The following is a 15,738-nucleotide window of genomic DNA, read 5'->3' as shown; positions in this document are numbered from 1 at the left end:
CTTGAAAGTGTAATATTTATAGGGATAATCAAAAATCAGATATAAAGTTTATATACAAATTTATTATCAGTATAACATGCACTAGTAAATAAATTCTTTAAGATTTACAAAAAATCAGCCAAGGTCATTTGACCATTGATCCAGCTTTTCTGCTTTGCCTTATGTACCTTATCATCCGGCATCCGATTTCCGATTAAAAACGGCGATGTCGGATCATGTCTGTTATAATTTGCTTTTACCGTATCCGCATCATAATTTGCATAACAATACCGGCACAGATGCAGGCAGGTATTATAAGCTCCGATGTCAGCGCCCAACAGACAGGCACATTCCTTTCGAAGCTGGTTCCTCTTTGGAAAATCCATACTTGTATGTACTGCCTGTTCATAAATCTGTTCTGTCATGCAGCCGCTGCAGTCTGCACCATATACTGACAGTTCATCGCCTTCTCCACATGGACGAACCGTCATGCCATGTTCTGCAGCAATCTCAATCATTGCCTTACCAAGATACAGACGATCTTCTTTTTCCACAGCCCGCACTTCTGGAAAATTTTTCCGTACTTTCTGATATAGATCTATAAAACTGATCACGCAGTTTTTGGTATATCCTTCCAGCACAGATGCCATATGCGTAAATAGCCGGATATGATAATCCATTGTATATGTTTCATTCAGAAAAATTGGATCATATCGCCAGCCAATTGAATCAATTCCTACGATCTCAGACAATTTTTGAAATGTAGATAGCACACGCGCTTTATCTGGAACCATCGGTTCAATTTCTTTTCCATAGGGAGTAATTGTCACATACCAATACATGCCATAGGGTTGCAATAAATCCATATATTTTAGCATTGGTTCCGGATTTTTTGTGCAAAACCCGATTAAATCTACCACGGAAGGATCAAGACTATATTCAGTTACCTGTATCGAATTATAGGGATTTCGCACACAGACAAATCCTTCCCGTATTCTGTTTGCAAACCAATCTGCATAAAATGCTGGAATGTCAGTACGCATACCCGTATGAATAATCATATGAAATCATCCTTCTTATTTTGTCATACTTTTAAATTCGCACTTAGAGTAGCGAAACACTCACTTATAACTGTCTCGTTCTGGGCAGAGATATGCCCGCTTATAACTATCTCAGTTAAAGGTCGAGATATACCTGCTGTTAAATGATTCGCAATTACAACTGCTCTAACAAGCCCTGTAGTCCATCTGTCTCATAAATCTTCTTATAATATGCAACTTCATCCTGAATCAGCTGATCGATCACACGCATGCCAAGCAGCTCCACCGGTGCTTTATCATCCGTCATAATATAATCTCCACCACTGTAAGCTACTGCATTTGTAGAAACCTTTGCCATCAGATTACGCAAATCAAACTCTGTCACCTTTGCTATATTTTTCTGTAATACATTCATCATATCCGCATCATCAGAAGCAAACAATTCGCGGTTTGTAGAACCGTCCACATCTACAGTATAGACATTTCCGAATACAGAAGAAATGGTATCAGACAGATACTGGTTGATATTGCCCTCTCCGCTGCCACGCATATTCATATTTACAACCATGACGCCGTCATCTGTCAGATGCTCTTTTACCATGCTGAAAAATTCTTCGGAAGACATCTGAAACGGGATCGTAATATCCTGATAAGCATCCACCATGATCACATCATATTTTTGGTCTTCTGCCTGCAGATAAGCACGTCCATCATAAGTTGTCACTTTTACATCATCCGGCAGGGAAAAATATTTCCGGGAAAGGTCGGTGATTTTTTTATCAATCTCCACACCTTCCATCTGCATATCACCAAAATATTTTTTACACTGTGTCGCATAGGTACCGGTTCCCATACCAAGAATCAGCATATTCATATCTTTTGTTTCTTTCTCTGGCACCATCAGCGGTGCTGCCATAGCATAATCGTAATACATTCCGGTCAGTCCATCTTCTTTCATATAGACAGACTGCACGCCAAACAATACGTTTGTGGACAGAATCACCTGTCGGTCATTTTCAGACACCTGCAGATAATTGTAAATAGACTCTCCTTCGTAAGTTAGATCTTTCTGCCAGAATGCAAAAGAATCAGAATAGCCCAATGCACAGCAAAGTCCGAAGATCACACATGATGTGATCACTTTCTTTTTCCCGGTATGAGTTGTAAGAAAATAAATCAGACTCAGCACAATTAAAATTCCGGAAAAAATGAGAAATGTGATGGATGTTCCTACCGCCGGAATTGTTACAAAGGTCGGTACGAATGTTCCAATAATGCTTCCGATCGTATTAAATGCACCTAATGTACCTACCGTTTTTCCACTGTCCTCCAGACTGTCTACGGAATATTTTGCCAGAGACGGAGTTACTGTTCCAAGTAAAAACAGCGGGAATACAAAAATCACCATACATGCTACAAAAGCTGCTATAATCAGGAAATTGTTATTGACCGTAAAAATTAACAATGCCGAAATTCCAAGCACGATATATTTTCCAACAACAGGAATCAGTGCAATCCAGATCGCTGCAATCAGAATCCGGCCGTATAATTTTCCCGGATCCGGAGACTTGTCCGCGCTTTTACCACCGTAAATATTGCCCAGCGCCATGGCGATCATAATGGTTCCAATGATGATCGTCCATACAATCTGTGACGAACTGAAATACGGTGCCAGCAGTCGGCTTGCACCAAGCTCCACTGCCATGACAGACATTCCGGCGAAAAATTCCGTCAGATACAAAAATAACTTGTTCTTTAAAATGTTCATGACTTTAAATACCTTTTCCCTTTACTGTTACTTTTTTGTCAAAAATCTAACAACAGTATACCATAAATTTTGAAACAGTTTTTATTTTTTTGTATATCTTAATCCTATTCGTGTTCTATTCGCTTTCCATGTCCTATTTTTACTGAAAAACAGAATGATAGATTTGTGCTTGAGACCGCGAAATCACTGTACTTTTAGCGGATTTAGTGCTATTATGCTTAAGTGACATTTTTTGTCATTACATATATCTTAAATTTATGAGGTGAATGAGCTTATGAAACAAAAGAGTGGTTTTAGTGGACAGCTGGGATTCGTATTCGCAGCTGCCGGCAGTGCCGTCGGTGTCGGTAACTTATGGAGATTTCCATATCTTGCAGCAAAAGACGGCGGCGGTCTGTTTCTGATCATATACCTGGTACTTGTTTTTACGGTTGGTTTTACACTGCTGACTACAGATATTGCAATTGGTCGAAAAACCGGTAAAAGTGCAATTTATGCGTATCAGGAAATGAAAAAGAAATGGAAGTTTTTAGGTATTTTAACTTTCTTCGTACCTGTACTGATCATGACTTATTATGCCGTTATCGGCGGATGGATTCTGAAATACATTACTATTTATCTGACCGGTTCTGGAAAAGAAGCGGTGGAAAGTAACTGCTTTACAAACTTTATTTCCTCTCCGTCTTCTGTATGGTTCGGTCTGATCTTTATGTTTTTGACTGCACTGATTGTATACAACGGAGTGGAAAAAGGTATTGAGCGTGTATCCAAATTTATCATGCCGATACTTTTACTGATGGTCATTGGTATCGCGATTTTCTCACTGACATTAAAACATCCGGTAGAGGACGGAACTGTCAGAACCGGTCTGCAGGGTCTAAAAATATATCTGACACCTGATGTAAAAGGACTTACGGTAACAAGATTTTTACAGATTTCTCTGGATGCAATGAGCCAGTTATTCTTCTCCTTAAGCGTATCCATGGGAATCATGATTACATACGGCTCTTATGTAAAGAAAGATGTAAATTTAAATAAATCTATCTCCCAGATTGAGCTGATGGATACCGGTGTTGCTCTGCTTGCAGGTGTTATGATCATTCCGGCAGTTTATGTATTTTCCGGATTGGACGGTATGTCCGCAGGACCTGGTCTGATGTTTATCTCCCTGCCGAACGTATTTTATTCCATGGGACTGGCAGGACGAATCATTGGTCTGATGTTCTTCATTCTGACAGCATTTGCGGCACTGACTTCCTGTATTTCCGTACTGGAATCCATCACCGCAAACTGTATGGAATTATTCCATGCAGAAAGGAAAAAAGTCACCAGCATTTTAACGGTTATTTATCTGGCAGCAACTGCAATCATTGCACTTGGTTACAGCACATTTTATGTGGAAGCACAGCTGCCAAACGGAAGTACCGGACAGTTACTCGACATCATGGATTATATCAGTAACAGTTTTATGATGCCATTTATCGCACTGCTCTCTTCTATTCTCATCGGTTGGATCGTAAAACCATCCTGGATTGAAGAGGAAATGGAGTTAAATGGCAATAAGTTCAAACGAAAAAAATTGTATAACGTAATGATCCGCTATATCATGCCAGTTATTATGTTTATTCTGTTCCTGCAGTCCACCGGGTTACTGAATAAGATTGCTGGATAAATACGATATCTAATATCAAGCTAAAAATAAAAGGATTGATTGTTTGTACATAGATTATATGTACCGACATATCAGTCCTTTTTTCATCTTATACCTCTGAATCCATTCTAATATTTGAAATTCTACATCCATATGTCATTTCTCTTTTCTGTAATAAAAAATCCTGATTACTTTATGTACTCATGGTAATCGAATACATGAAATAATCAGAATTCTTAATCTTAAAGATTTTTAAAATATTTTATTTCGAACAGGTACGCTTATTTATTTTTCCGGTATAATCAAACTTGCCGTCGTTTTTCTCTTCCAACGCTTTGATCATATGGTAAGTATATTCGTTATATGGTGTCGGGATTTCAAGTTCCTTTCCCATGCGGATCAGTGCACCGGAAAACATATCAATTTCCGTATGTCGTCCCGCATCCAGATCCTGTAACGTGGAATAACGTGCCGAAGGCGGCACCGGACTTCCGTGTACAGAAGCAAATCCCGCTTTTGTCAGATCAATACCTTTTGCCAGCGCAATGGCTTCCAGTTCCTTTCGCAAGCCATCACTGATTGCCTTCATATGTACGCTGTCATGATAACAACCCACGCCTGCTCCTAAAATTGCCTGTGGTAGATTATTGCATACATTCAAACGGAACTTGCTCCACAATTCTGCCAGAATATGTTCAGTCGAAAAATAATGAATTCGGGTATCCTGAAATAAATGCTCAATTGCCCGCACACGATCACTGTCATGCGGTGCCTGTAACTCTCCGAAAAAGATACCAATCGTTGTTTCCGGATCAAAATAGTAACCAGTCTCTTCTTTATGAGAGGCTACTTTGATCAGGGAATATAATACATGGGATTCTCCCACTTTTTCGCCAATGATTTCTTCACTGTCTACGCCATTCATCAAGCTCATAACGGTGGTATGTTCTCCAACGATTTCTTTTATACTGTCCAACGCTCCCTGCAAAGAACCATATTTCAGACACACGATCAGCAAGTCTACATTGTGCACTTCCTGCGGTGCCCACACTTCCGGATGATATACCGTATCATTAATTACACATCCATCTTTTTTCAGACGCACCGCACGTTCTCCCTCTGCGATCACTCCAAGACGGATATCGTTTCGTGAAGATAAGCCCCAGATCACATAAGAACCAACGGCTCCTGCACCTAATACTGCCACTGATTGAATCAATTCTATTCTTCCCCCTCTGCATACTGTTCCAAATATTTATGTACAGAACGTGACATTTCTTTTGAAAAATCAGAATTGTATTTACGCTTACAAAATGCCATCATCCAATCTTCAAAAGATCTGTTATTGCAGTGCCCCGCAAACATATCTCTCAATTCATTTCCATCCATGCTTCGATAAGTATTCTCATGTACAATATACTTCTGATCTACACGCTGTGGTTTCGGTCGCTGCATTTGTTGTTTGGTTGGCCATCCAAACACAAGCATTGCCGCCGGAAACACATATTCCGGAAGCTGTAGCAATCTGCGCTGCTCCTCATAATTTTCGATAATATCTCCGATATAGCAGGAACCAATGCCAAAACTTTCTGCCGCCACAACAGCATTCTGCGCTGCGATCACAGCATCTGATACCGCTAGCATCAGATCACCCACATCCGGTTTGCGCGGTTCACTTCCTGCTTCTATAAATGCGTCATACCATTTTTTACAATCCGCACAAAATATCAAAACCAATGGTGCTTTTGCAATAAAAGGCTGATGATCGCAGGTATCCACCAGTGCTTCTTTCACCTTCTGATCTGTAATATTCAGTATGGTATACAACTGCTGACAACCTGCGGTCGGAGCCTGCGCTGCCGATTCCAGAATTACCTGTTTCATTTCTTCCGGAATCGGTCTGTCCTCATAGGCACGCACAGATTTTCTCTCATATATGCTTTTTATTATTTCATTCATATTATCCAATACCTCCTAACGCAATTCCAAGAATCAGCACAATAAAGCAAACTGCCACATACAAATATTTGCAAATCGGATAATAAAGTTTTGTAAACGGCTTTGTTCTTCCTTTGTTAACCTGTGCCTCCACGTATTTTTTACCACATACCCAGAAAAACATAATCGCTGCCAGTCCTGCTCCCAGCGGGCAGATATAGATAGAAAGCACATCCATCCAACCGGATACGATTCCCTGGATTAAAAGTGAAACACTCAAGCCAATCGCTCCGATAATCATACAGGCTGCTTTTCTTCCAACATGCAGCTTTTCCTGAACAGTTGCAATCGGTGCTTCATACAAATTGATCAGTGATGTCAGACCACCAAATAATACTGCCACAAAGAAAATAATGATGATCAGCCTGCCACCCGGCATGGACTTGATCAGATTTGGCAGATAGATAAACAAAAGTCCCGGTCCACCCTGATTCAACTTTGCGCCAGTCGTTGCCATCGCAGGAATAATCACCAATGCCGCCAGCATTGCTGCCAATGTGTCAAAAAATGCCACACGCCCTGCCGCTGCTGGGATATTTTCATGATCTGGCAGATAAGAACCGTAGATTAACGTTCCATTTCCAGCTACTGACAGTGAGAAAAATGCCTGTCCCAATGCAAAAATCCAAGTTTTTGGATCTGCTAATGCCACCGGATCAATACGAAAAATATAATGGTAACCCGTTGCCGCCCCCGGTTGAAATGCGATATAAATGCCAAGTCCAACAAACAAAAAGAAGAAAATCGGCATCATGATCTTATTTGCCGTTTCAATTCCATTTCCAACACCAAACATCAAAATTGCCATGGTAATGCACAAGATTAAAACCTGCCATCCATTATTTCCAAACGCAGATGCCATGCTGCCAAATTTATCCGCAAAATCATCCACATGCTCCGGCGCAAGCGTCGTTCCGGAAAAAGCACCTATGGCATATTTTAAAATCCATCCCATAACAACGGTGTAGCCGATGGCCATTGCCATGGAACCAACCACCGGTATCATACCAAGTGCTTCTCCGATTTTTCTTTTTCCATGCCGCTCACATGCAGTTCCAAATGCATCAATCGGACCAGACCTGGTTCCCCGCCCGAAGCTCATCTCTCCGATGACACCGGTAGATCCGATCAACACCACAAAAATAATATATGGGATTAAAAATGCTCCACCTCCATACAGAGATACACGAGTCGGAAACATCCATATATTACCCATCCCCACAGCCGAACCAATACAGGCTAAAATAAAGCCCCATCTTGATTGAAATGATTCTCTTTTTTCCATAAATACTCCTTATTTCAACTCACAGTCAATTTTTTTGCTGTGCCTTGCTCTTTCTGTCAGTGAAGGATACGTTTTTCACGCCACCACCACTACAGATATATTTCTTATTTCTTCTAAAATCCGCTTTTATAATAACGTTGAAAGATACTCAATATCTGCTTCCTGTGTAGACCAACTTGTTGCAAAACGAACAACGGTATGTTCATCATCCTGCTTTTCCCATACGCTGAAATCTACTTTTCCGCTCAGTTCCTGTAACTTCTCATTTTCCAGAATAATAAACTGCTGATTTGTCGGAGAATCCAAGTTAAAGCGATACCCTTTTTCTGCAAATAACTGCTTCAATTTTTCTGCCATATGAATCGCATGTTCACTGATTTTAAAATACAGATCGTTCGTAAAAAGCGTATCAAACTGAATCCCAAGCAGACGTCCCTTTGCCAGTAACGCGCCATGCTGTTTGATTTGTGTCACGAAATACTTCGGTGCACGACGATTGGTAAATACAACTGCTTCTCCACACAAAGCACCGACTTTTGTCCCGCCAATGTAAAAAACATCACACAACTGCGCCAGTTCTTCCAATGTCACATCATTTTCACTGCTGGCAAGTCCATAGCCAAGCCGCGCTCCGTCAACAAATAACGGAAGATTTCTTTTCTTGCATACCTCATAGATTTCCTGAAGTTCCTTTTTGGAATACAACGTTCCATACTCTGTCGGGAAAGAAATATAAACCATTCCCGGAAATACCATATGTTCGTAACTGTCATCCGCATAAAACCGCGCCACATAGTTTTCCAGATCGGCAGTTGCAATCTTGCCATCTTTACCTGCAAGGGACAATACCTTATGTCCGGTGTACTCGATCGCACCTGCTTCATGTACATTGACGTGTCCTGAATCTGCCGCAATTACACCTTCATACGGTTGTAACATCGTGCTGATTACAATCTGATTGGTCTGTGTTCCACCAACCAGAAAATAAACCTCTGCATCCGGGCAATGACAATACTGTCTGATCTTCTCCGCTGCCTGTGCACAGTATAGATCTGTCCCATACCCGGACAAATTTTCCATATTTGTCTCTGCTAATCTCTTTATAATTTCCGGATGTGCTCCGGCTACATAATCACTTGCAAATGAAATCAAAATATTTTTCCTCCATATAAAGCAGACATAAGCAATCCGCTTTCACTACTTACTCATGAACGCAGTCGCTTTGCGGCCTGCGTTCAAATACATACTCTTTAATTTTAACATATTTCGCCCTTTTCTTCCATGAAAAAAGTCTGTTTCCGGAAATTTTGAAAATTTGCAGGGATTTCTTATATAAAACATGGTGTACATAACCGTTTAATAAGAAAACTTAGAGACAACAAAAAAGATGTGGAAATCCACTGTTATGCGAATTTTCCACATCTCGAAAAATCAAATATTCAAATATTTAAAAATCCAACTTTTGCTTTTATATAAATCTTATGCCTGAGGACCTGCAGAAACAAGCGCTTTACCAGCTTCGTTTCCTTCGTATTTTGCGAAGTTTTTAACAAATCTGTCTGCCAGATCTTTGGCTTTTGCTTCCCACTCAGAAGCATCTGCGTAAGTATCACGCGGATCAAGGATTGCCGGATCTACGCCCGGAAGCTCTGTCGGTACTTCAAAGTTGAAGTATGGAATTGTCTTTGTCGGAGCATTTTTGATATCACCATTTAAGATAGCGTCGATAATTCCACGTGTATCTTTGATAGAAATACGTTTTCCTGTTCCGTTCCATCCTGTATTTACAAGGTAAGCTTTTGCTCCGCTCTTCTCCATTTTCTTAACAAGTTCTTCTGCATATTTTGTCGGATGAAGCTCAAGGAAAGCCTGTCCGAAGCATGCGGAGAAGGTAGGTGTCGGCTCAGTGATTCCACGCTCTGTACCGGCTAATTTTGCTGTAAATCCAGACAGGAAGTAATACTGTGTCTGCTCCGGTGTCAGAACAGATACCGGCGGAAGTACGCCAAATGCATCTGCGGACAGGAAGATTACATTCTTAGCTGCCGGTGCGGAAGAAACCGGGCGAACAATATTTTCGATATGGTTGATCGGATAAGATACACGTGTATTCTCTGTTACGCTCTTGTCAGCGAAATCAATTTTGCCCTCTGCATCCAGACTAACGTTCTCAAGCAGAGCGTCACGTTTGATTGCATTGTAGATATCTGGCTCAGATTCTTTGTCAAGGTTGATAACTTTTGCATAGCATCCACCCTCGAAGTTGAATATGCCGTTGTCATCCCAGCCATGCTCATCATCACCGATCAGGAGACGTTTCGGATCTGTGGAAAGTGTAGTTTTACCTGTTCCGGAAAGTCCGAAAAAGATTGCTGTATTCTCACCGTTCATATCTGTGTTTGCAGAACAGTGCATGGAAGCGATGCCTTTTAACGGAAGGTAATAGTTCATCATGGAGAACATACCTTTTTTCATCTCTCCGCCGTACCATGTATTTACGATAACCTGCTCACGGCTTGTGATATTGAACATAACTGCTGTCTCAGAATTCAGACCCAGTTCTTCGTAATTCTCAACTTTTGCTTTGGAAGCGTTGTAAACGATGAAATCCGGCTCAAAGTTCTCAAGTTCTTCTGCTGTCGGCTGGATAAACATGTTTGTTACGAAATGTGCCTGCCAAGCAACCTCAACGATGAAACGGATTGCCATACGTGTGTCTTTGTTTGCTCCACAGAATGCATCTACTACATACAGTTTTTTGTTGGAAAGCTCTTTGATTGCAAGATCTTTTACTGCGTTCCATGCTTCCTGTGTAGCCGGATGGTTGTCGTTTTTATATTCATCAGAAGTCCACCATACAGTGTCCTTGGAATTCTCATCTACTACAATATATTTATCTTTCGGAGAACGACCTGTATAAATACCTGTCATAACATTAACTGCGCCAAGTTCGCTGACCTGACCTTTTTCATAACCTTCCAGTTCCGGTTTGGTCTCTTCCTCAAATAATAAATCATAAGAAGGATTGTGTACAATCTCAGTTGTGCCGCTAATGCCGTACTTGCTTAAATTGATTTCTGCCATTTTACCTACCTCGTCCTTTCATTACTGTAATCTAATAGAGTACTTAATTCGAACCTATACTATCATTAAAGCCAGAATTTGTCAATAATTTATCAATCTTCTGTGTCAATTTTGTACTCAAATTAATACATTCTATACAATACAAAAAAATACGACCAGAAGTCAAGCGATTTCAATCAAAAATTTTTTTTAATCAGCACAAAATTACCGAAATCATCTCTGTACTGTCTTTGGCTGAAAGGCTTCGTTTATCCAAAAGCAAATTCCATATCAGACAGATATCATTTTTAATCAGAAAATATTATAATTCCTTCTTTTTCATGATACGACAGCTGCACAGATATGACACTGCTGCCATTCCCCCTGCCACAAGCAGGCTGATCATATCCACAGCTATATCCCCTATCACTCCGAAAACAGACAGTATAACTGTACTTTCTCCATCCAGCATTCCACTTTTTTCTGCCAGAAAATAAATCATGATACCAGTAAAAACAGAAACACCAATCACCAGCAGACGGCTTTTTTCCACACCAAATTTTAACTGCAACGGAAGAAGCAGAGACAAAAATAAAATCGCAATTGGCAAAAAAGCAAGTCCTTTCAGCATTTCTTCCTCAAATAAAGTTTGCGTATGATTTACAGTTAGGACAGCAAAATACAATATTAACGCAATAAACCAGGTAATGACTGCTCCTCCCATACAAAACAGATATTTTTCTCTGACATACATTTTTCGGTCAATCGGCAACGTAAATAAAAAGGCAAGTCCATGATCCATCTCATCATAAGAAAGTGTAGAAACCAAAAATGCTGCCATCATAAAAGTGGCGTAGCCCACTATAAAAGGATTTTTTTGTGTAACCCCAAGTACAATCACAAGTGCAATAAAACACAGAAATGTCTGTTTGCTGTGCAGCAACAACCGGATATCTTTTTCTAACAATCCTCTCATCCTTGATAACCTCCCGTCATCATTAAAATTAATTCATCGATATTGCCATTTTCCACAGTGATTCCCGGACAGTTTTCCTGATAATAATCTTTGTGGTTTGTGAAACAGGCATAACCGTAGGATGTTTTCTGTTTTTTTAACAGATATTCCTGATCCAGATTGTCAAACTGTTCTTCGCTTACCTTTAATACCCCATATTGTTCTAAAATCACATCTGTTTCTTCATGTAATATCAACATTCCATCATGAATCAGATAAATATCATCACACAAATGCTCCAAATCGGACGCAATATGAGAAGTGATCAGAATCGAACGTTCTTCATCCTCTGCCATATAAGTCCTTAACATATCCAAAATATGATTTCTGGCTTCCACGTCCAAACCTGCCGTCGGTTCATCCATGATCAGGAGCTTTGCATGGTGACTGAGCGCTGTCAGCACCCGCAATTTAGCTTTCATACCAGTGGAATATTCACGGATTCGCTTCTTCTCCGGCAGCCTCAATTCCCGACATCCTTTTTCAAAGTAAGCGCTGTCAAAATCCGGATACATTTTTGACAAAATTTTCTGCACATCGACAATATTGAGATAGGTGCTGAACCCGGAGTCTGCCAGAGATGCTCCAATCTGTGCTTTTTCTGTCATACTTAACTGATGAATATTTTTTCCAAATACAGATATTTCACCGCTTTCAGCTTCCGTCAGTCCAAGTATTAATTTGATCGCCGTACTTTTTCCGGCGCCGTTTTTTCCCACAAGACCTGTGATCTGCCCACTCGGGATCTCCATAGACAGATCCATTTGAAACGTTCCATATGTCTTGCGGACATTTTTCATTGTGATCATTACAAATCCTCCTGCTTCCTACGCTTCCTCCAACAGCAGACTTACGATTTCCAGAATTTCCTCTTTGCTCAATCCGACATTTTTTGCCTGATCGATGGCTTTTTCGAATTCTTCTTCTACTGCTCTCCTGCGTGCTTCCAGTGCCAGCTGTTTGTCCGAAGCGGTAACAAATGTTCCTTTTCCATGAACAGTTGTCACAAATCCAGATTCTTCCAGCTTGTCGTAAGCTTTTTTTACAGTCAGTGCACTGATGCGAAGTTCACCTGCCAGCTTTCTCACAGAGGGAAGCGCCTCTTCCTCTACCAGTGCTGACTCAATAATTTCTGTTTTTATCTGCTCCATAAGCTGCTCGTAAATGGGCACCATGGAAGAATGATTTAAAATAATATGCATATTGATGGGACCTCCCTTACAGCTAACAGTATATAACAGTGTACATCTGTTGTCAACTGTTATATACTGTTTATCTTCAAAATATCTTTTTTATGCAAAAATCACCGGTATTACAATAGACATTCCATCTCATCCGATCAAATATCTACCGTAATCCGGTGACTTATCTATATTTTCCTGTTATAACATCCTTATACGTTCTGAATATTTTTCTATTATATGCTATATATGGTTACTTATCCTTAATAAAAATCACATACACTCTAAAAAAGTCCATATGTTTCTACTTCACATTCATCTGTGTTGCAAGCGCGGAAAGCAACGTATCCTTGAAAACCGGCTTGCTGACATGTTCATTCATACCAGCTGCAAGACATTTTTTTACATCTTCCATATAAGCATTCGCACTCATGGCTACAATCGGAATCGTTTTGGCATCTGCCCGATCCGATGAACGAATCTGTCTTGCTGCCTCATAGCCATCCATAACAGGCATCATCAGATCCATCAAAATGGCATCGTAATAACCTTCTTTCGAAATCTGATACTGCTCCAATGCCACTTTCCCGTTTTCTGCCTTTTCCACACTGGCTCCGGCTTCTTTCAATATGTACTCCGCAATCTCCATGTTTAGTTCGTTGTCCTCTACAACCAAAATCCGTTTTCCGGAAATATCCGCATTTTCCAAACGTTTCCTGCGCTGTGGTGGATTCAGATCAATCGCAAAAGGCAAGATTACCGTAAAACAGGTTTCCACTCCCGGTGTACTCTCCACCTGAATCGAACCATGCATCCGTTCCACCAGTTGTTTTACGATCGACATGCCAAGTCCGGTTCCACCATACTGAGAACGTCCCGCATTTTCACCCTGAATAAATGGCTCATATAATCTGGTTTCAATAAATTCCTTTGTCATGCCGATTCCGGTATCGCGAATCTTAAATTCATAAGAAACCGATGTTTCCGACCGCTCCAGTTCACGCAAGCTTGTATAAATGGCGCCCTGCGGTTTGTTATATTTAATACTGTTTCCGTACAGGTTCACCAGGATTTTCTTCAGTTGCAACGGGCTTCCGATTAGATTTACATCCAGAACATCGTCATGCTCAGCATATACATGCAAACCTGCTTCTACTGCCTGAAACTCGATCATTTCCATAGTTTCTACACAGACCTGATCCAGATTAAACGGTTCCTGCTCCAGAACTACCGCATCCGTTTCCAGCTTTGTCATATCCAATACATCGTTTACCAGAGAAAGCAGATGTTTCGTACAGGCATCAATTTTTCCAATACATTCATCTACCTTTTCCTGATCCGAACGTTCATTTGCAATCATGGTAAGCATACCCATGATTCCGTTGATCGGTGTGCGGATATCATGTGACATATTTGCCAGAAATTCGGTTTTCACCTGATTGGCGCGCGTTTCATTTTCCACTGACTGCTGCAGTTTTCGGTTCACTTCAAAATACCGTTCAAATTCCAAAGAACGCTGTGTCTCCAATGCGGGGATCATCTTTGCATAAAGCGCATCCTTCCGCTCAAGCGCTGCCAGCATTCCACCTTTGTCGCCAATGCTTTTTGCATAGGTATACTTATATTCTTCCACTTTCAGACAGACTTTAAGTTCATCCGGATGCAGATTCACATATGCCTCCATACGTGCAAGAATTCCATATACCAGCGCGGTGTCTTTATCTTCCATTGCACAATCAAAAATTGCTTTGCAGGCATCGATAAACTCCGACACATACATTTCATCCATTTTATCAAGCACTTTTTTCTGAAATGTCTCATATTGTTCCCAGTTTTTCTTTTTAAATGCCAGAAGCATTCCACAGATCAGCAGATCATGCTCGACATATTGGTAGCCGTGATATTTTTCCACACATTTGTTATATGCCTCAGCTGATTCACGCAATCGGGACAGATTGTGGTAAATTGATGCCATATTCAGGTAAACATATGCACCCATTTTCTCATCCGAATCTCCCAGATACTGGTCTGCCATCAAAATATAACCAAGTGCTTTTACATAATCCTGTTGTGCAATATATGTCAGGGCAATATTGTTGTACTCATAGGAATAACGGCTCTTTTCTTTATGATTTTCTGCTATTTTCAATCCCCGTTTGAAAAAATACCGCGTCAGGATATACTCACCTTCACAGTATGCGATCACCCCCATCAGATTGAAACAGGAAATCAGCTCCGGCATATATTCGTAACTCTGATAATCTATAATCAGGGGCTCCAAAATTTCCTTCGCCGTCAGATAATCTCCCGCATGGTAATAGAGCAACGCTTTATAAAAACATGCCATCATTGCCACTTTTGTTTTTCCCGTCTCCTGGTTCATTACATCTGTATAAAAATTCAGCTGTTCCCGCTCTGGCAATGTACTGATCCGTTCTGTCTCTGCCAAAAATGCTTCGTAATTCATACTGTTTTCCTACCCTTATCTATCCTGTATCATTCACATATAGTAAAATAATACATAGAAAATCTTGGAAAAGCAATATTTTCCTGTGAAAAACAGTACACCCTCTTTTATTAGCACAAATCATTCGTTTTCATCCATGGTAGTCGTATAATAATATATTTCTCCCTTAAATTTTTGTTATAAAAAAGTGTCTTCGACACGTCAACTCCCCTGCCCCTCAATCATGAGGGGGTAGGGCTTTCTTTTTCTTCCATTTTCCTTCATAATAGTTTTATGAATATACTTCAAAAG

The 15,738-nt window shown here is 40.4% G+C and carries 12 protein-coding genes; 1 reads left to right on the top strand and 11 read right to left on the bottom strand.

Annotated elements, in window-relative coordinates:
• Nucleotides 1-104 precede the first annotated feature (104 nt).
• Both DXB15_RS16235 and DXB15_RS16230 read right to left on the bottom strand, forming a co-directional pair.
• Nucleotides 105-1,040: a DUF1848 domain-containing protein gene (locus tag DXB15_RS16235; RefSeq protein WP_109215174.1), complete on the bottom strand. Its 936-nt coding sequence runs from the start codon at nt 1,038-1,040 to the stop codon at nt 105-107.
• A 154-nt stretch (nt 1,041-1,194) separates the two neighbouring features.
• Nucleotides 1,195-2,787, bottom strand: a complete 1,593-nt coding sequence (locus DXB15_RS16230; protein WP_109215175.1) for a spermidine synthase — start codon at nt 2,785-2,787, stop codon at nt 1,195-1,197.
• Between the two features lie 274 nt (nt 2,788-3,061).
• Between DXB15_RS16230 and DXB15_RS16225 the strand changes: the two genes are divergently transcribed.
• Complete coding sequence (locus DXB15_RS16225; protein ID WP_109215176.1) at nt 3,062-4,459, top strand: sodium-dependent transporter; 1,398 nt, start codon at nt 3,062-3,064, stop codon at nt 4,457-4,459.
• A gap of 241 nt (nt 4,460-4,700) precedes the next feature.
• On the opposite strand, the gene DXB15_RS16220 is transcribed toward DXB15_RS16225, so the two are convergent.
• The 9 genes from DXB15_RS16220 to DXB15_RS16180 all read right to left on the bottom strand — a co-directional run bounded on the left by DXB15_RS16220 (nt 4,701) and on the right by DXB15_RS16180 (nt 15,447).
• Nucleotides 4,701-5,657 (bottom strand): ketopantoate reductase family protein, encoded by a 957-nt coding sequence (locus DXB15_RS16220; RefSeq protein WP_118703509.1) that lies wholly within the window; start codon nt 5,655-5,657, stop codon nt 4,701-4,703.
• A 2-nt stretch (nt 5,658-5,659) separates the two neighbouring features.
• Nucleotides 5,660-6,397, bottom strand: a complete 738-nt coding sequence (locus DXB15_RS16215) for a nitroreductase family protein (protein WP_118703508.1) — start codon at nt 6,395-6,397, stop codon at nt 5,660-5,662.
• Nucleotide 6,398: 1 nt separating this feature from the next.
• The gene (locus DXB15_RS16210; protein WP_118703507.1) at nt 6,399-7,721 is read right to left on the bottom strand and encodes a sodium-dependent transporter; all 1,323 of its coding nucleotides are present in this window, start codon (nt 7,719-7,721) and stop codon (nt 6,399-6,401) included.
• Nucleotides 7,722-7,847: 126 nt separating this feature from the next.
• On the bottom strand, nt 7,848-8,873 hold the full coding sequence (locus DXB15_RS16205; RefSeq protein WP_118703506.1) for a threonine aldolase family protein: 1,026 nt from the start codon (nt 8,871-8,873) through the stop codon (nt 7,848-7,850).
• Nucleotides 8,874-9,200: 327 nt separating this feature from the next.
• A complete protein-coding gene (gene pckA, locus DXB15_RS16200) occupies nt 9,201-10,805 on the bottom strand; it encodes a phosphoenolpyruvate carboxykinase (ATP) (RefSeq protein ID WP_118703505.1) in 1,605 nt (534 codons plus the stop codon).
• A gap of 301 nt (nt 10,806-11,106) precedes the next feature.
• Nucleotides 11,107-11,760, bottom strand: coding sequence for an ABC-2 transporter permease (locus DXB15_RS16195; protein ID WP_109215182.1), 654 nt, complete (start codon nt 11,758-11,760; stop codon nt 11,107-11,109).
• Nucleotides 11,757-12,608 (bottom strand): ABC transporter ATP-binding protein, encoded by an 852-nt coding sequence (locus DXB15_RS16190; RefSeq protein WP_109215183.1) that lies wholly within the window; start codon nt 12,606-12,608, stop codon nt 11,757-11,759. Before DXB15_RS16190 ends, DXB15_RS16195 begins: the two co-directional genes overlap by 4 nt.
• An 18-nt stretch (nt 12,609-12,626) precedes the next feature.
• A complete protein-coding gene (locus tag DXB15_RS16185; protein ID WP_118703504.1) occupies nt 12,627-13,001 on the bottom strand; it encodes a GntR family transcriptional regulator in 375 nt (124 codons plus the stop codon).
• A 283-nt stretch (nt 13,002-13,284) separates the two neighbouring features.
• Nucleotides 13,285-15,447 (bottom strand): response regulator, encoded by a 2,163-nt coding sequence (locus DXB15_RS16180; RefSeq protein WP_118703503.1) that lies wholly within the window; start codon nt 15,445-15,447, stop codon nt 13,285-13,287.
• Nucleotides 15,448-15,738 lie beyond the last annotated feature (291 nt).

This window comes from Roseburia sp. OM02-15 (assembly GCF_003481835.1).
Classification (GTDB): Bacteria; Bacillota; Clostridia; order Lachnospirales; family Lachnospiraceae; genus Eubacterium_I; species Eubacterium_I ramulus_A.
Note: the sequence above shows the minus strand (reverse complement) of the source record. Positions and strands in the feature narration are given on the sequence as shown.

Coding starts and splice junctions, on each gene's coding strand:
- DXB15_RS16235 (WP_109215174.1), bottom strand. CDS start 1,040: ATGATTATTCATACGGGTATGCGTACTGACATTCCAGCATTTTATGCA.
- DXB15_RS16230 (WP_109215175.1), bottom strand. CDS start 2,787: ATGAACATTTTAAAGAACAAGTTATTTTTGTATCTGACGGAATTTTTC.
- DXB15_RS16225 (WP_109215176.1), top strand. CDS start 3,062: ATGAAACAAAAGAGTGGTTTTAGTGGACAGCTGGGATTCGTATTCGCA.
- DXB15_RS16215 (WP_118703508.1), bottom strand. CDS start 6,397: ATGAATGAAATAATAAAAAGCATATATGAGAGAAAATCTGTGCGTGCC.
- DXB15_RS16210 (WP_118703507.1), bottom strand. CDS start 7,721: ATGGAAAAAAGAGAATCATTTCAATCAAGATGGGGCTTTATTTTAGCC.
- pckA (WP_118703505.1), bottom strand. CDS start 10,805: ATGGCAGAAATCAATTTAAGCAAGTACGGCATTAGCGGCACAACTGAG.
- DXB15_RS16195 (WP_109215182.1), bottom strand. CDS start 11,760: ATGAGAGGATTGTTAGAAAAAGATATCCGGTTGTTGCTGCACAGCAAA.
- DXB15_RS16190 (WP_109215183.1), bottom strand. CDS start 12,608: ATGATCACAATGAAAAATGTCCGCAAGACATATGGAACGTTTCAAATG.
- DXB15_RS16185 (WP_118703504.1), bottom strand. CDS start 13,001: ATGCATATTATTTTAAATCATTCTTCCATGGTGCCCATTTACGAGCAG.
- DXB15_RS16180 (WP_118703503.1), bottom strand. CDS start 15,447: ATGAATTACGAAGCATTTTTGGCAGAGACAGAACGGATCAGTACATTG.